Consider the following 16,648-nt stretch of genomic DNA (forward strand, 5'->3'; position numbering starts at 1 on the left):
GCCCGCGCCCGCCTCTCCCAGGGCCAGGGAGCGCATGTGGTCGGCCAGCAGCCGTCCCATGATGCCGCCGAGACGGGTCAGGTTACGGCAGAAAGCCGGTGGAAAAGCGCCGGAACGGAACGGTCTGCGTGGGCACGAAGGAAACCCGCAAACTGTTTAGCATACGACTTTCTTTCAGATGGGGTCGTCCGGGTCGATTGGGTGGCGAGGCTTCCGGCAATGCCCATTTTCCGCTGGACAGCCTCGGGGTGGCGGGGATATCCAGAGTCATAGAGTGTTGCGAGAACTAACAATTTCTGTCCGGCAGCGCTTGCCGGCCAGACAGCGGCAGGCAGAGCGATGACGGATTTCCAAGCGACCCGTGCCCGCTTCCGCATTCCCGACGGCGTGATTTATCTGGACGGCAACTCGCTGGGACCGCTGCCGGTCGCCGCGGAGGAGCGGGTGGCCCGCACCCTGACCGCGGAATGGGGCGGCCAGCTGATCCGCGGCTGGAACAGCGCCGGCTGGATGGTACAGCCGCGCGTCGTCGGCGACCGCATCGCCCGGCTGATCGGCGCACCGGCCGGCAGCGTGGTGGTGGGCGACACCCTGTCGATCAAGGTCTATCAGGCGCTGGCCGCAGCCCTGGCGATGCGGCCGGACCGCAGCGTCATCCTGTCCGACAGCGGCAACTTCCCGACCGACCTCTACATGGCGGAAGGGCTGATCGAGACGCTCGGCCGCGGCCATGTCCTGAAGGCGGTGGCACCGGAGGAGGTGGAGGCTGCGATCGGCGAGGATGTCGCCGTGCTGATGCTGACCGAGGTCGATTACCGGACCGGCCGTCTGCACGACATGGCGGCGCTGACCGCCAAGGCCCATGCGGCGGGTGTGGTGACGGTGTGGGACCTCGCCCATTCCGCCGGTGCGCTGCCGGTCGATCTGGCCGGTTCGGGCGCTGATTTCGCGGTCGGCTGCACCTACAAATACCTGAATGGCGGGCCGGGGGCGCCGGCCTTCATCTATGTCGCGCCGCGCCATGCCCGGTCGGCGCGGCCGGCCCTGTCCGGCTGGATGGGGCATGAGGCGCCCTTCGCCTTCGACCCGTCCTATCGCCCCGGCGAAGGGGTGGAGCGGATGCGCGTCGGCACCCCGCCGGTGATCGCGCTGGCCGCGCTCGACGCTGCGCTGGACGTGTGGGATGGGGTCGATATGGCCGATGTCCGCCGCACCTCCATCGCGCTCTGCGACCTGTTCATCGAACTGGTGGAGGCGCAATGCCCGGCGCTGGAATTGGCCTCACCGCGCGACGGCACGCGGCGCGGCAGTCAGGTGTCCTTCCGCCATCCCCACGGCTACGCCATCATGCAGGCGCTGATCGACCGCGGCGTGATCGGCGATTTCCGCGCGCCGGACATCCTGCGCTTCGGCTTCACTCCGCTCTACATCGGCGAGGCGGAGGTGCGCGGCGCCGTCGCCGTGCTGAAACAGGTGTTGGACGGCGGGCTTTGGGACCGGCCCGACTATCACAGGAAGGCCGCCGTAACATGAGCAAGCGTGACATGAGTGGGCGTGACAGGAGCAAGCCTTACGACCCGGCGGACGAGGGCGCGCAGATGGCCTTCGACGGGCGGATGTCCTACGGCGACTATCTGCAGCTCGACCGCATCCTGGGCGCGCAGATGCCGCGTTCCACCGCCCATGACGAAATGCTGTTCATCATCCAGCACCAGACGTCGGAGCTGTGGATGCGGCTGGCGGTCTACGAGATCCGCGCCGCGCGCGAAGCGATCAGCGCGGACCGGCTGTCGCCGGCCTTCAAGATGCTGGCCCGCGTCGCCCGCATCTTCGAACAGCTGAATTCCGCCTGGGACGTTTTGCGCACGATGACGCCCAGCGAATACACCCGTTTCCGCGACGATCTCGGCCAATCCTCCGGCTTCCAGTCCTACCAGTATCGGGAGATCGAGTTCCTGCTGGGCAACCGCAACCCGGCGATGCTGCGCCCCCACGCCCACCGGCCGGAAATCCACGCCATGCTGGAACAGGAGCTGTCCCGCCCCAGCCTGTATGACGAGGCGCTACGCCTGCTCGCCCGCAACGGCATCCCGGTTCCGGCCGAAGTGCTGGAACGCGACGTGTCGCAGACCCATCAGCCCAACGACGGCGTGACGGAGGCGTGGCGGGTCATCTACCAGTCCCCCGAAGACCATTGGCCGCTCTACGAGCTTGCCGAGAAGCTGGTGGATTTCGAGGATTACTTCCGCCGCTGGCGCTTCAACCATGTGACGACGGTGGAGCGGGTGATCGGCTTCAAGCGCGGCACCGGCGGCACCGGCGGCGTGTCCTATCTTCGCAACATGCTGGCGGTTGAACTCTTTCCGGAACTCTGGCGCGTGAGGACGGTGCTGTGAGCGGCTTGCAGGCAATCGCCGATTGGGACGACGCCTACAGCAACGGCGCCTATATTCCTGGCGGCGACGCCTATCCGGCGCGCTGGGCGGAACTGGCGGCGGCCTTCCGGGCAGAACTTTCCGCCGTCGGCCGGGCAGAGTTGGACCTGTCCTATGGCGAGGGTGCGCGGGAGCGTTACGACCTGTTCCGCCCCGACGGAGCGGCCAAGGGCACTGTCGTGTTCGTCCATGGCGGCTATTGGATGGCCTTCGACAAGGGGCGCTGGTCGCATCTGGCGGCCGGCGCTCTCGCCCGCGGCTGGGCCGTCGCGATGCCCAGCTACACGCTCTGCCCCGAGAGCCGCATTGCCGGCATCACCCGGCAGGTTGCGCGCGCGGTGGAGGCCATCGCGCAGGCCCAGCCGGGACCGCTGCGCCTGACCGGCCATTCCGCCGGCGGCCATCTGGTCAGCCGTCTTGCCTGTGCCGATGCGCTTTTGCCGCCGGAGGTGCAGGGGCGGGTGGAGCATGTCGTTTCCATCAGCGGCCTGCACGATTTGCGGCCGCTGCTGAACACCCGCATGAACGCCACGCTGAACCTGGACGAGGCGGAGGCCGCGGCGGAAAGCCCGGCCCTTCTGCGCCCGCGGCCGGGCACCCGCATCACCTGCTGGGCGGGTGCCGCCGAACGGCCGGAGTTCGTCCGGCAGACGGAACTGCTCGCCAACATCTGGCATGGGTTGGGGGCGGCGACCGAATTGCGGCTGGCCGGCGGGCGCCATCACTTCGACGTCATCGACGATCTGGCCGATCCGGACTCCGAACTGGTGGAGGCTTTGCTGGGGCGTTGAAGCGGTGTTCCGCCGATGCTCACAGCGCCCCAAGAGGATCGTGCAAGCATCGGCGCGGAATGAGCCGGTCGGTCAGCCTAGGAAGGGCTTTCCCATCGGCAGCACGTCGCGGCCGAAGACGTCGAGGAAGACGGCGTGCGCCATGCCGTACAGCGCCAGACCGGCGCAGATCATCAGTTCGTAGCCGGCGATCACCGTGAAGACGTGATCGGCGAAATGGGCCAGATCCAGCAGGACGAAGCCGGCCAGCAGCGTGATGAAGATCAGGCCCAACACCCGGCTGATCCGCATGGCGCCGATGGTCATGATCGCGGTGTAGAACGTCCAGGCGACCAGAAACCAGCCGATGTCCGTCTCGCCGACGGTGAACAGGCCCGTCTTGTTGCCGATCAGGATCAGGCAAAGCGAGATCCAGAAGCAGCCGTAGGAGGTGAAGGCGCTGTAGCCGAAATTGTTGCCCGCCTTCATTTCCTGCAGGCCGGCGATCATCTGCGCCGCCCCGCCGAAGATCAGGCCGAGCCAGACCACCGGGCCGATGTCGACCCAGCCGACATTGTGGAACTGCAGAAGCAGGGTCGACAGCCCGAAGCCGGCAAGGCCGACGACGGCCGGATTGCCATGCTTGAGCGGGGCGTGAGAAGCGGTTTGACCGGCTTCGACGGACGAGGCCGGTTTCGCGACGAGGACGGATACTGACATTCTGGTTCCAGTCTCGCGGGCGGCAACCTTGAGCCCGCCCGCGGCAAAGAAGGTGTTGGAAAAGGGCGGACATCGCACGGCCGCCTCCACCTTTAAGACCACGTTCCCGCGCGCCGATGAAGTGGTCATACCAGCGACATACCACCGCATCCGTATGCGTCAACCGGGCGGCGTCCGATGGCCCGGGGCTGTTTTGTCGAAATCGATCCGTGGAATGCCGAGCTCTTCGACAAGCCACGTCACGAAGCAGCGGAAGGCGTGTTTGCGTTCGGCCCCCTTCGGCCAGACCATCCAGTGCGCGACATGCCGCAGGCTTTGCGATTGTCCCTCCAGCGGTGCCACAAGCTGGCCGGACTGCAGTTCGCGCTCTGCCAGACGCGTGGATTCCAGCACGACGCCGACCCCGTTCACCGCCGCGGCAATCGCCATGAAGCTGCGGTCGAAGCGCGGTCCCGCCGGGGTGGCGGCGATGGCGGAGTTCGCGTCGAACCACATCGGCCAGGTGACCCGGTTGTGGTCGCTGCGGACGAGCGGGACCGACAGCAGATCGTCGATGGCGGTGACCCGCGACGCGATGGCCGGCGCGCACAGCGGGCAGACCGTCTCCTGCCCCAGCGGGATCGCCACCACGTCGGTCTGGCGCGGCTCGCCGTAGACGATGGAGAGGTCGTATTCCTCCGACGGGAACAGCGGGTAGTCCGGGCTGGCCGACAGCTTCAGCTCCACCGCCGGGAAAAGCCCCAGGAAGCGGCCGAGCCGCGGCGACAGCCATTGCGCGGCGAAGGAAGGCGCGCAGTGGACCCTGATGCGCGCCGGGCCGGCGGTCGTGATCTCCTGCAGGCCGCGTTGCAACTGGTCGAAACCGTTCATGACGTGCCGATACAGCGTCCGCCCTTCCGGCGTCGGCTCGATCTTCCGTGGCGAGCGCTGGAAAAGGACCGTTCCCAGCATGCGCTCCAGCTCGCGGATCGCATGGCTGACGGCAGACGGCGTGACCGCCAGCTCCTGCGCCGCGGCGGCGAAGCTGCCCAGGCGGCAGGCCGCCTCGAAGGCGCGAAGCTGGGTCAGCGGGAGACGGCCGGCCATAGGTGAATCCAATTCATGACCTGTTGCAAACGATGCGTTTGCCAGATGGTCCGCAGTGGTGCAAGTCTTTCCTTGCGCCGCCGCCGTTCGAAAGAACCCGCCAAGGCAAGACCCATAGGTTCGGTACAGCACTGAGATCAAACTGACGGATCGGGCAGTAAATCCTGCACTGCCTGAACGGAATGCACGGCGACAGCATCCACGTTCCGGCGCGCTCCCGCACGGCACGGGAGATGAGCCTTCCTCACGAACTTCTTCGCTCCCCGCCGCGCCGGGGAGCGGCCCCTCGAACAGAAAAGGCCCCATAACAATGCAGCAGAGTTCGCTCCTCGACGGCAAGGTTGCCGTGATTTCCGGCGCCGCCTCCCTCCGCGGCATCGGCATGGCCACCGCAAGGATGTTCGCCGAGCAGGGCGCCAAAATCGCGATCCTCGATCTCGACGGCACGGCCGCCGCCGACGCGGCTGCGCTGATCGGGCCGGCGCATCGCGGCTATGCCTGCAACGTCACCGACCGGGCCGCCTGCCAGGGCGCGGTGGAGCGCGTCCTCGCCGATTTCGGGCAAATCGACATCCTGGTCAACAACGCCGGCATCACCCAGCCGGCCAAGACCGTCGACATCGACCCGGAAAGCTGGGACCGCATCCTCGACGTCAACCTGCGCGGCGTGCTGTACCTGTCGCAGGCGGTGATCCCGCACATGCAGCAGCGCGGCCAGGGCTCCATCGCCTGCATGTCGTCGGTGTCGGCGCAGCGCGGCGGCGGCATCCTCGGCGGTCCGCATTACTCGGCGGCCAAGGCCGGCGTGCTCGGCCTCGCCAAGGCGATGGCGCGCGAACTGGGCAAGGACGGCATCCGCGTCAACTGCGTGACGCCCGGCCTGATCCAGACCGACATCAACGCCGGCAAGATCAGCGACGACAAGAAGGTGGAGATCCTGGCCGGCATCCCGCTGAACCGCCTGGGCAACGTCCAGGACGTGGCCGGCGCCTTCCTGTTCCTGGCCTCCGACCTGTCCGGCTACATCACCGGTGCCGTCATCGACGTCAACGGCGGCATGCTGATCCACGGCTGACCGCGCTGCCCCGTCCTTGCCGATTTCCGACCATCCCATCCTTCATCGACCGCCGTCCGCCAAAGGACTGCGACGAGGAGACTTGCGCCCATGATCCCCGCTGCCCCCTCTGCGGCCGCCGATCCCCGCCTGATGGCGAACGCGATCCGCTTCCTGTCCATCGACGCCATCGAGCGCGCCACCGAAGGGCACCAGGGCGTGCCGCTGGGCATGGCGGAAATCGCGACGGCCCTGTTCACGCGGCATTTCAAATGCAACCCGGCCGATCCGCGCTGGCCGGACCGCGACCGCTTCGTCCTGTCGAACGGCCATGGGTCGATGCTGCTCTATTCCCTGCTGCATCTGCTGGGCTACGAGCGCATCTCCCTCGACCAGATCAGGAATTTCCGCGAGCTCGGATCGCATTGCGCCGGCCATCCCGAATACGATCCCGATGCCGGCATCGAGGTCACCACCGGACCGCTCGGCCAGGGCATCGCCAACGCCTTCGGCATGGCGGTCGCCGAAGCCTATCTGAACGCCAAATACGGCTCCGCCCTGGTGGACCATCACACCTACGCCTTCGTCGGCGACGGCTGCCTGCAGGAGGGTGTCGGGCAGGAGGTCATCCAGCTCGCCGGCCATCTGCGGCTGGGCAAGCTGGTCTTCTTCTGGGACGACAACAGCATCACCGACGACGGCAGCACGGTGCTGTCGATCAGCGAGGATGTCGCCGCCCGCTTCCGCGTCGCCGGTTGGCATGTGCAGGAGGTCGACGGCCATGATGGCGAGGCGGTGTCGGCGGCCATCGCGCTGGCCAAGAAGGACCCGCGCCCGTCGATGATCGCCTGCCGCACGGTGATCGCCCGCGGCATCCCGCGCCTGGAGGGCCAGCGCGGCGGCCACAGCGCCCGCCTGTTCAAGGAGGATCTGGCGGCGACGCGCGCCAATCTGGGCTGGCCGCACCCGTCCTTCACCGTGCCCGACGAGGTGCTGTCGGCTTGGCGCAACGCCGCTGCGCGCCATGGCGGGGAGTATGAGGCGTGGCACCGCCGCATCGCCGCCCTGCCGGACAAGGAACGAGCCGAGTTCACCCGCGTGATCGAGGGCCGGCTTCCCGATGGCTGGCGCGACATGCTGCTCGCCTACAAGAAGCGCATGGCCGACGAGCGGATCGCCCAGCCTTCCATCCAGGCGTCCGGCGACATCACCACGCTGCTGGCCGAGGTGCTGCCGGAGATGATGATCGGCTGCGCCGACCTGGAGGCGCCGACCAACCACAAGCGCAGCCGCACCTCCTTCACCCCCGATGAACCCGCCGGCACCTATGTCCATTGCGGTGTGCGCGAGCATGCGATGGGGGCGATGGTCAACGGCATGGCCGCGCATGGCGGGATCATCCCGGTCAGCGTCACCTATCTCGCCTTCTCCGACTATCAGCGGCCGACCTTGCGCATGGCGGCGCTGATGGGCCTGCCGGCGCTTTACGTCTTCAGCCACGATTCCCTGGCGGTCGGCAAGAACGGGCCGACGCACCAGCCGGTGGAGATCCTCGCCTCCTTCCGGGCCATGCCGAACATCCTGGTGATGCGCCCGGCCGATGCGGTCGAAGCGGCCGAATGCTGGGAGATCGCGCTGGAACACCGGACCGGCCCCAGCATGCTGGTCTGCTCCAAGCAGGCGCTGCCCCCGACCGGCCGCCCCTACGGTGCAGAGAATCTGACGCGGCGCGGCGCCTATGTGCTGGCCGAGGCCGAAGGCGGCAAACGTCTGGTCACGCTGATGGCGACCGGTTCGGAGGTGGCGCTGGCCCTGGAGGCGCGCAGCACCCTGCAGGCCGAGGGCATTCCCACCGCCGTGGTGTCGATGCCCTGCTGGGAACTGTTCGACCGGCAGGACGACGCCTACCGCGCGGAGGTGATCGGCACCGGCACGGTGCGCGTCGGCATCGAGGCGGCGGTCCGGCTGGGCTGGGACAAATATGTCGGCGAAACCGGCGGCTTCATCGGCATGACGGGCTTCGGCGCCTCCGGCCCGGTCGACGCCCTGTTCGAACGCTTCGGCATCACCGCGGCCCAAATCGTGGCCGAGGTCAAGCGCCGGCTCTGACCGCGCCGCCCCCCTCTTTCGTGACCAAGGACATCGTGATGCGCAAGATCGTCTTCCTCGACCGCGCCACCCTCGCCCCGCAGATCCGCCTGCGCAAGCCGGGCTTCCCGCATGAGCTGGTCGAACATGCCCAAACGACGCCGGATCAGGTGCTGGACCATCTGGCCGGTGCCGAGATCGCCATCGTCAACAAGGTGCAGCTGACGGCCGACCTGCTGGAGCGGCTGCCGCAGCTGAAGCTGATCGCCGTCGCCGCCACCGGCACCGATTGCGTCGACAAGGAATATTGCCGGACGCATGGCATCGCGGTGAGCAACATCCGCGGTTATGCCATCAACACGGTGCCGGAACACACCTTTGCCCTGATGCTGGCGCTCCGCCGCAACATCGTGCCCTTCCGGCAGGATGTGCTGGACGGCGAATGGCAGAAATCCGGCCAGTTCTGCTTCTTCAACCACCCCATCCACGATCTGCAGGGCGCCCGGCTCGGCATCATCGGCGAGGGCGTGCTGGGCCAGCGGGTCGCCGACATCGCCCGTGCCTTCGGCATGGTTCCGCTGTTCGCCGCGCACAAGGGCAAGTCCGGCCTCGGCCCGCTCTACACGCCGTGGGACGTGGTGCTGGAGACCAGCGACATCATCACCCTGCACAGCCCGCTCACGCCGGAGACGCGCGGCATGATCGCCATGCCGGAGTTCCGCCAAATGAAGCGCCGGCCGCTGATCATCAACACCGCGCGCGGCGGTCTGGTGGTCGAGGAGGATCTGGTGACCGCCCTGGACGAGGGGCTGATCGGCGGCGCCGGCTTCGACGTGACGCTGCCCGAGCCGCCGCCGGCCGACAGCCCGCTGATGCGCATCGCCGGGCGGCCCAACGTCATCGTCACGCCGCATCTGGGCTGGGCGTCGGACGAGGCGCAGCAGGCGCTGGCCGACCAGCTGATCGACAACATCGAGAACTTCGTTGCCGGAACCCCCAGCAACCTCGTGATGGGTGCTTACTGACGAACGCCGATGCCGGCGGGGTGGTCGGAAACCGACCGGCCATCTCCCTTTCCCATCACCGACCCGAGCGAGGACCAGCATGATGGCCGCCGATCCGCGCGACCTCCTGCGGCGGATGTTCGACGCCGCCATCGCCGCGGCGCAGCCTGCGCTGTGCCTGCCGGCCCATTTGCCGGAGCCGCCGAAGGGGCGGCTGATCGTGATCGGCGCCGGCAAGGCCTCCGCCGCCATGGCGCGGGCGGTGGAGGATAACTGGCTGGGACCGCTGACGGGGCTCGTCATCACCCGCTACGGCTATGCCGTGCCCTGCGAGCGCATCCGCATCGTCGAGGCGGCGCACCCGGTGCCCGACGCCGCCGGTCTCGCTGCGACGGGCGAGATCCTGCACCTCTTGCGCGGTCTTACGGCGGACGATCTGGTGCTCTGCCTGATCTCCGGCGGCGGATCGGCGCTGCTGACGCGGCCGCTCGACGGGCTGACGCTGGCGGACAAGCAGGCGATCAACCGCGCCTTGCTCGCCTCCGGCGCGACGATTTCCGAGATGAACTGCGTGCGCCGTCACCTGTCGGCGGTGAAGGGCGGCCGGCTGGCCGCCGCCTGCGCCCCGGCGCGGGTGGTTACGCTGCTGATCTCCGACGTGCCGGGCGACAACCCGATGGACATCGCCTCCGGTCCGACGGTGGTCGATCCCACAACTTGCGCCGACGCGCTGGCGATCATCCGGCGCTATGGCATCACGGTTCCGGCGGCGGTGCTGGACGTGCTGGAGAGCGGCCGCGGCGAGAGCATCGAGCCCGGCGACCTGCGGCTGGCCGGTGCGGAGACGCGCATCGTCGCCACGCCGCAGATGGCGCTGGAGGCCGCCGCGGCGGTGGCGCGCGAGGCCGGCTATCCCGTTCACATCCTGGGCGACGCCATCGAGGGCGAGGCCCGGGACGTCGGCAAGGTAATGGCCGGCATTGCCTTGCAGGTGGCAAGACGGGGACAACCCTTCACCGCGCCATGCGTGCTGCTTTCCGGCGGCGAGACCACGGTGACGCTGCGCGGTGCGGGCCGCGGCGGGCGCAATGTGGAGTTCCTGCTGTCGCTGGGCGTGGCGCTGGACGGCTGTCCCGGCGTGCATGCCCTGGCCGGCGACACCGACGGCGTCGATGGCGTGGAGGAGATCGCCGGTGCCACTCTCGGCCCCGACAGTCTGGCGCGGGCCTGGGGCCTCGGACTCCGGCCGAAGGAGAGCCTTGCCAGCAATGACGGGCACGGTTTCTTCGAGGCGCTGGGCGACAGCATCGTCACCGGCCCGACCCTGACCAACGTCAATGATTTCCGTGCGATCCTGATCACCGGTTCGCGCTGAGACCGCCCTCGTTTCCGCCTTGCCGCAGGGTGCGAAGGACCGCATCGGCGGTGCGGCGGCTGTGGTCGGCCAGCAGGGCGGCGGTGGCGGCGGCATCGCGGCGGCGCAGGGCATCCATGACCGCCTCATGCTCCGCCAGCGAATGTTGCCAACGGTCGGCATCGTAATTGGCCAGCGAGCGCGCCCGGTTGAGCTGGGCGGCGAAGCCCTTGTAGGTCGCCTCCAGCACCGGATTGCCGGCCATGGCGACGATCCAGCCATGGATGCGGCGGTTGGTGGCGGAATAGGCGGCGCGCTCCCCCGCCTGGAACTGGGCGACGAGTTCGCCGTGCAGCCGGTCCAGCTCCGCGAACGCCTCGACCGAGCCGTTCGTGCAGGCGAGCCGGCCGGCGAGGCTCTCCAACGCCTCCATCACCTCGAAGATCGCGGCGATCTCCGTGGGATCGATGGGCGTCACCACCGCGCCGCGGTGCGGGCGCAATTCCACCAGCCCTTCGGCCGCCAGCACGCGCAGCGCCTCGCGTAACGGCGTGCGGGAAACGCCGAGCTGTTCGCACAGCTCCATTTCCGGCACGCGGCGGCCGGGCGGCAATTCCCCCTCCAGGATCATCGCCCGCAGTTCCGCCACTGCGGAGTGATGCAGCGTTTCGCGGCGCAGGGGGCCGGCGGCGGGTTTTGCGGGGCTGTCCATGGTCGATCCGGCGAGGTCTGTTCTGCTGCATACTTGGGCATTCATGCGCAAACGATGCCATGCGCTCAAAAATAAGGCAAGCAACCTCGTTGATGATCCTTCGCATTAAAACTGCTGTAAATAACTGTAATAAAACGATAATTACAGAATAGAGATTTTGTATACAATCTGGCACGGTGCTTGCGACAGAGGTGGAAACGCAACCGCATCTGGAGCCGAAGCCTCATGTCGATCCGGTCCCTCACCCTGAACGCCGTCGCCGCCATGACGCTGGCCCTGTCCGGGCTGGCCGCCGCCGCCCCGACGGCGCAGGCCGCCGATGCGGAAGCCGTGAAGCTCGGCTTCGCCAAATGCGCCCATTGCCTGCCGATGGCGCTGACGCCCGATCTGGCGAAGGGCGTTTCGATCGAGGCCATCAACTTCAATTCCGGCAACGACGTGCTGACCGCCCTGGTGTCCAAGAGCATCGACGTGGCGCAGGTTACCTACCTTCACTACGTCACCGCGCTGGACAAGGGCTTCGACGTCGTCGCCATCTCCGGTCAGGTCAATGGCGGGTCGGAGATCGTCACCGCCAAGGGCATCGACCTGAAGGCCGGCGACTGGGCCGGGCTGAAGGCGCTGGCCGCCTCCCGCAAGGCGAAGGGCGAGCCGCTGCGCGTCGCTGCCTCGCGCGGGAACGCGCAGGACATCCACATGCGCGGCGCCTTGCAGAAGCACGGCATCGACGTCAACAAGGATGTCCAGTTCATCAACATCCCCAACCCGTCCGACCATGCCGCTGCCCTGCAGCGCGGCGAGGTCGACGTGATCTGCACGGTGGAGCCCTTCGCCTCGCAGATCCGCAGCACAGGCGTCGGCGTGCATTTCGCGCTGCCCTACGATCAGGCGGCCGGCAACCTGACCAACCTGATCGTCACCCGCTCCGACGTGATCAAGGAGCATCCCAAGGCGGTCGAGGCCACCGTCGCCTCGGTGGTGGCGCTGGTCGACAAGCTGAAGACCGACCGCACGGTGTGGGTCGACACCATCAACAAATACACAGGCCTCAACAAGGACATCGCCGCCGCGTCGCTGGAGAACGCCTTCCCCGACTACGCCATCCACAAGGACAGCACCGTCGCCATCGCCGCGATGATGCGGGAGCTGAAGTATATCAGCAAAGACGTGTCGGACGCTGTGGTGAAGAACATCGACTACCGGTTCCTCGAGGCGGTGACGAAGAAGCCGAAGAGCGAGCTGGGGGGCTGAGGGTTAAGCATTGCCCCCACCCCGACGTATTGCCCCCACCCCGACCCTCCCCCGCTGGGCGGAGGAGGGGGTTTATCGCGGAAGTGGCGGCAGTCCCCTCCCCCGCCCAGCGGGGGAGGGTTAGGGTGGGGGCAAGCGGTCCTGCCCTTCCTCGACATCATCTGACGACCATCGAAAGGCCGGTCCATGACCGCATTGTCGAAATCCTGGGAGCGCGCGGTCGTTCCCGTCCTGATCCTCGCGGCCTGGGAGATCGTGTCGCGGTCCGGCCTGCTGCCGGCGGCCCTGCTGCCGGCACCCTCCATCGTGCTGCACAGCTGGGCCGACTGGGTGCTCGGCTTCGACGAGACGACGCAGGCCAACAGCGGGCGCTGGCTGGCCGACGCGCTGTCCAGCGCTCTTCGGGTCGCCGCCGGCTACGGCATCGCGGTGGCGAGCGGCGTGCTGCTGGGCATCGCCATCGGCTGGTGGAGCTGGGTGGAGCGCGCCATCGAACCGACCATCCAGATGCTGCGCCCGGTGCCGCCGGTGTCCTGGATCCCGGTGGCGATCATCTGGTTCGGCATCGCCAACAAGCCGGCGATCTTCCTGGTCTTCCTCGGCGCCTTCTTCCCGATCCTGATGAACACCATCCATGGCGTGAAGACCGCCGACCGCAACCTGATCCGCGCCGCCTCGATGATGGGCGCCACCGAACAGCAGCTTCTGCGCCATGTGGTGTTCCCGGCGGCGCTGCCCAGCATCTTCGCCGGCCTGCGCATCGGCATCGGCGCCGCCTGGATGCTGACCGTCACGGCGGAGATGGTCGCGGTCAAGAGCGGGCTCGGCTACGTGCTGTGGGACAGCTACTACTTCCTGCGCTACGACCTCGTCCTTGCCGCGATGGCCAGCATCGGGTTGCTGGGCTACGCCACCGACGCGCTGATCAAGCTGCTGATGTCCGCGGCGCTGCACTGGCAGCACGCCTCCACGCTCCAGAGCCGGGAGGGCTGAGCCCATGGCCTCCATCGAACTGCAGAACATCACCAAGATCTACAGCGACACCAAGCGCAAGCGCGACCTTCTGGCCATCGACGACGTCAGCCTGACGGTGGAACGCAACGAGTTCCTTTGCCTGCTCGGCTCGTCCGGCTGCGGCAAATCCACCCTGCTGAACATGATCGCAGGGTTCGAGAAGCCGACCAAGGGCACCGTCACCGTCGGCGGCAAGCCGGTGGACGGCCCCGGTGCCGACCGCGGCATGGTGTTCCAGCAGGCCACCCTGATGCCCTGGCTTCCGGTGTGGGAGAACATCGCCTTCCACCTGCGCCTGAAGGGCTGGCGCAAGGCCGACCGCCGCGCCGCCGCCCAGGAATACATCGACCTCGTCGGGCTGAAGGGCTTCGAGAACCATTACCCGGCCGAACTGTCGGGCGGCATGAGCCAGCGCGTCGGCATCGCCCGCGCCCTGCTGCTGAACCCGCAGGTCATCCTGATGGACGAGCCCTTCGCCGCGCTGGACGCCCAGACCAAGATGGACATGCAGGAGGAGCTGGTCGCCATCTGGCAGAAGCAGCGCTGCACCATCGTCTTCGTCACCCACAGCGTTGACGAGGCCCTGGTGCTCGGCACACAGGTGGCGGTGCTGACCAGCCGGCCGGGCCGCCTGCGCGAACGCATCGAACTGGATCTGCCGCGCCCGCGCGACATCACCAGCCCGCGCTTCAACGACCACAAGCGCCACATCCTGAACCTGATCCGGGAAGAGGGCCTGCAACAGCGGCAGGTCGCCGCGGCATGACGGGCGCCTTTCAACCGCAGGACCTTTTGCCGACCGGTGCCACCGCTATCGCCGGCGAAGCCTTCATCGGCGATGGAGCCGGGGTGATCGAGGATGTGGCGCTCGGCATCCACGGCGGTCGCCCGCGCCCTGTGGGCGCGTACCTGTCACCCAATCAGTCAAAGAAAGACGAGTTCCCCGAGATGACCAAGCGCGTTCTTCTGGGCATGCTGACCCCGTCCTCCAACACGGTGCTGGAACCGGTGACCGCCGCCATGCTGAGCGGCCTGCCGGAGGTGAGCGCCCATTTCGGCCGTTTCACCGTCAAGGAGATCTCGCTGCGCGCCGCGGCGCTCGACCAGTTCACCGACGCGCCCTTCCTGGACGCCGCCCGGCTCTTGGCCGATGCGCAGCTGAATGTGATCGGCTGGAACGGCACCTCGGCCGGCTGGCTCGGCTTCGACGCCGACGTGAAGCTGTGCAAGGCGATCGAGGATGAGACCGGGATCCCCGCCTGCACCTCCATGCTGGCGCTGAACGAGATCCTGGAGACGACGGGGCGCAAGCGCTTCGCCATCGTCAGCCCCTATCTGGACGAGATTCAGGACAAGATGGTCGCCAACTACAACGCCGCCGGCTTCGAGGTGGTGGCCGAACGGCACCTGAACGACCGCGGCAACTTCTCCTTCTCCGAAATCAGCGAGGAGCGGATCGAGCGCATGTGCCTGGAGGTGGCGGAAGCCAAGCCGGAGGCCATCGCCATCATCTGCACCAACATGCGCGGCGCCCCGGTGGCGGAGCGGGTGGAAAAGGCGCTGGGCATCCCCGTCTACGACACGGTGTCCACCGTGCTGTGGAAGGCGCTGCGCATGACCGGCGTCGACACCCGCCGGGTCCAGGGCTGGGGCAGCCTGTTCCGGGAACTGCACGGCTGACGCGACAGGAAGGGGAGGGGAGCATGGATTTCGATCTGGTCATCCGCAACGGCACGGTCGCCACCGCGTCGGACATGTTCAAGGCCGATGTCGGCGTGAAGGACGGCACGGTGGCGGCGCTCGGCACCGGCCTTGCCGCCGGGCGGGAGGAGATCGACGCCGGCGGGCTGCTGGTTCTGCCGGGCGGGGTCGACGGCCATGTCCATTTCGACCAGCCGACCGGCGACGAGTCCGTCATGGCCGACGATTTCCTGTCGGGCACCCGCTCGGCGGCCTTCGGCGGCACCACCACGGTGCTGCCCTTCGCCTGCCAGCAGAAGGGCCAGTCGCTGCGCGCCGCGGTGGAGGACTATCACCGCCGCGCCGCCGGCAAGCCGGTGATCGATTACGCCTTCCACCTGATCGTCACCGACCCGACGGAGCAGGTCCTGGGGCAGGAACTGCCGGCGCTGATCCGCGACGGCTACACCTCCTTCAAGATCTATATGACCTATGACGCGCTGAAGCTGAACGACCGCCAGATCCTGGAGGTGCTGGACATCGCGCGGTCAGAGGGCGCCATGGTGATGATGCATGCGGAGAATGCCGACTGCATCGCCTGGCTGACCGAGAAGTTGGAGCGCGCCGGCCAGACCGCGCCCTTCTTCCACGGCGTCTCCCGTCCCCGCGTGGCGGAGCGCGAGGCGACCCACCGCGCCATCTCGCTGGCGGAGCTGGTGGACGTGCCGATCCTGATCGTCCATGTCTCCGGCGCCGACGCGGTGGAGCAGATCCGCTGGGCGCAGGGCCGGGGCCTGCGCATCTATGCGGAGACCTGCCCGCAATACCTGTTCCTGACCGCCGACGATCTGGGCGGGGAAGGATTTGAGGGCGCGAAATGCATCTGCTCCCCGCCGCCGCGCGATGCCGCCAACCAGCAGGTGATCTGGGACGGGCTGACCGGCGGCACCTTCCAGGTCTTCTCCTCCGACCATGCGCCGTTCCGTTTCGACGGGCCGGGCGGCAAGAAGGTGAACGGAGAGAAGGCCCCCTTCCGTTGCGTGCCCAACGGCATTCCGGGGGTGGAGACCCGGCTGCCCCTGCTGTTCTCCGAAGGCGTGATGGCGGGTCGGATGGATCTGACGAAGTTCGTCGAGCTGACCTCCACGAATCCGGCCCGCATGTATGGCCTGCACCCGCGCAAGGGGACCATCGCCGTCGGGTCGGACGCCGACATCGCGATCTGGGATCCCGCGCGCAAGGTGACGATCACCAACGGCATCCTGCACCACGCGGTCGACTACACCCCCTATGAGGGGATCGAGGTCACCGGCTGGCCGGTGGTCACGCTGTCGCGTGGCGAGGTCGTGTGCCGCGATGGCGCGCTGCTGGCGTCGCCGGGCCGAGGCGCCTTCCTGCCCTGCGGCCTGCCGGCCCCGGCCCGGCCGAAGGGAGCACCGGCCCCGGCCTTGCCCTTCTGACGGGAGGACGGACGCGCCCG

The 16,648-nt window shown here is 67.9% G+C and carries 15 protein-coding genes; 12 read left to right on the forward strand and 3 right to left on the reverse strand.

Going from position 1 to position 16,648, the window contains the following annotated elements; all coding sequences use genetic code 11:
• Window positions 1-339 precede the first annotated feature (339 nt).
• From kynU to AZOLI_RS19385, 3 genes are read left to right on the forward strand one after another with little or no spacing between them, the layout of a single operon-like run.
• On the forward strand, window positions 340-1,533 hold the full coding sequence (gene kynU / locus AZOLI_RS19375) for a kynureninase (RefSeq protein ID WP_014188826.1): 1,194 nt from the start codon (window positions 340-342) through the stop codon (window positions 1,531-1,533).
• Window positions 1,530-2,396, forward strand: coding sequence for a tryptophan 2,3-dioxygenase (gene kynA, locus AZOLI_RS19380; protein WP_014188827.1), 867 nt, complete (start codon window positions 1,530-1,532; stop codon window positions 2,394-2,396). Before kynU ends, kynA begins: the two co-directional genes overlap by 4 nt.
• On the forward strand, window positions 2,393-3,226 hold the full coding sequence (locus tag AZOLI_RS19385; protein ID WP_014188828.1) for an alpha/beta hydrolase: 834 nt from the start codon (window positions 2,393-2,395) through the stop codon (window positions 3,224-3,226). The genes kynA and AZOLI_RS19385 overlap by 4 nt, the downstream gene beginning before the upstream one ends.
• Window positions 3,227-3,298: 72 nt before the next feature.
• Here the strand turns inward: AZOLI_RS19385 and AZOLI_RS19390 are convergent, their stop codons facing one another.
• Together AZOLI_RS19390 and AZOLI_RS19395 are read right to left on the reverse strand one after the other, a co-directional pair.
• Complete coding sequence (locus tag AZOLI_RS19390; RefSeq protein WP_014188829.1) at window positions 3,299-3,925, reverse strand: acetate uptake transporter; 627 nt, start codon at window positions 3,923-3,925, stop codon at window positions 3,299-3,301.
• Window positions 3,926-4,084: 159 nt separating this feature from the next.
• A complete protein-coding gene (locus AZOLI_RS19395) occupies window positions 4,085-5,011 on the reverse strand; it encodes a LysR substrate-binding domain-containing protein (protein ID WP_014188830.1) in 927 nt (308 codons plus the stop codon).
• Between the two features lie 310 nt (window positions 5,012-5,321).
• Between AZOLI_RS19395 and AZOLI_RS19400 the strand changes: the two genes are divergently transcribed.
• From AZOLI_RS19400 to AZOLI_RS19415, 4 genes are all read left to right on the forward strand, one after another.
• Window positions 5,322-6,086 carry an SDR family NAD(P)-dependent oxidoreductase gene (locus AZOLI_RS19400; RefSeq protein ID WP_014188831.1) on the forward strand — a complete coding sequence of 255 codons (765 nt, stop codon included), beginning with the start codon at window positions 5,322-5,324 and terminating at the stop codon, window positions 6,084-6,086.
• Window positions 6,087-6,176: 90 nt separating this feature from the next.
• Entirely contained in the window at window positions 6,177-8,174 is a 1,998-nt protein-coding gene (gene tkt / locus AZOLI_RS19405) for a transketolase (protein ID WP_014188832.1), read from the forward strand.
• A 38-nt stretch (window positions 8,175-8,212) separates the two neighbouring features.
• A complete protein-coding gene (locus AZOLI_RS19410) occupies window positions 8,213-9,178 on the forward strand; it encodes a D-2-hydroxyacid dehydrogenase (protein ID WP_044552508.1) in 966 nt (321 codons plus the stop codon).
• A gap of 79 nt (window positions 9,179-9,257) precedes the next feature.
• Entirely contained in the window at window positions 9,258-10,532 is a 1,275-nt protein-coding gene (locus AZOLI_RS19415) for a glycerate kinase type-2 family protein (RefSeq protein ID WP_014188834.1), read from the forward strand.
• On the opposite strand, the gene AZOLI_RS19420 is transcribed toward AZOLI_RS19415, so the two are convergent.
• On the reverse strand, window positions 10,516-11,223 hold the full coding sequence (locus tag AZOLI_RS19420) for a GntR family transcriptional regulator (RefSeq protein ID WP_014188835.1): 708 nt from the start codon (window positions 11,221-11,223) through the stop codon (window positions 10,516-10,518). The two genes, AZOLI_RS19415 and AZOLI_RS19420, sit on opposite strands and share 17 nt — an antisense overlap.
• Before the next feature lie 225 nt (window positions 11,224-11,448).
• Between AZOLI_RS19420 and AZOLI_RS19425 the strand changes: the two genes are divergently transcribed.
• The 5 genes from AZOLI_RS19425 (at window position 11,449) to hydA (ending at window position 16,628) form a co-directional block, all read left to right on the forward strand.
• Window positions 11,449-12,474, forward strand: a complete 1,026-nt coding sequence (locus AZOLI_RS19425) for an ABC transporter substrate-binding protein (protein ID WP_014188836.1) — start codon at window positions 11,449-11,451, stop codon at window positions 12,472-12,474.
• A gap of 186 nt (window positions 12,475-12,660) precedes the next feature.
• Complete coding sequence (locus AZOLI_RS19430; protein ID WP_014188837.1) at window positions 12,661-13,467, forward strand: ABC transporter permease; 807 nt, start codon at window positions 12,661-12,663, stop codon at window positions 13,465-13,467.
• Between the two features lie 4 nt (window positions 13,468-13,471).
• Complete coding sequence (locus AZOLI_RS19435) at window positions 13,472-14,254, forward strand: ABC transporter ATP-binding protein (protein ID WP_014188838.1); 783 nt, start codon at window positions 13,472-13,474, stop codon at window positions 14,252-14,254.
• Window positions 14,255-14,436: 182 nt separating this feature from the next.
• A complete protein-coding gene (locus tag AZOLI_RS19440; protein WP_044552510.1) occupies window positions 14,437-15,168 on the forward strand; it encodes a maleate cis-trans isomerase family protein in 732 nt (243 codons plus the stop codon).
• 23 nt (window positions 15,169-15,191) lie between these two features.
• Complete coding sequence (gene hydA / locus AZOLI_RS19445; RefSeq protein WP_014188840.1) at window positions 15,192-16,628, forward strand: dihydropyrimidinase; 1,437 nt, start codon at window positions 15,192-15,194, stop codon at window positions 16,626-16,628.
• Window positions 16,629-16,648 lie beyond the last annotated feature (20 nt).

The sequence above is a fragment of the Azospirillum lipoferum 4B genome, assembly GCF_000283655.1.
GTDB classification, from domain to species: domain Bacteria; phylum Pseudomonadota; class Alphaproteobacteria; order Azospirillales; family Azospirillaceae; genus Azospirillum; species Azospirillum lipoferum_C.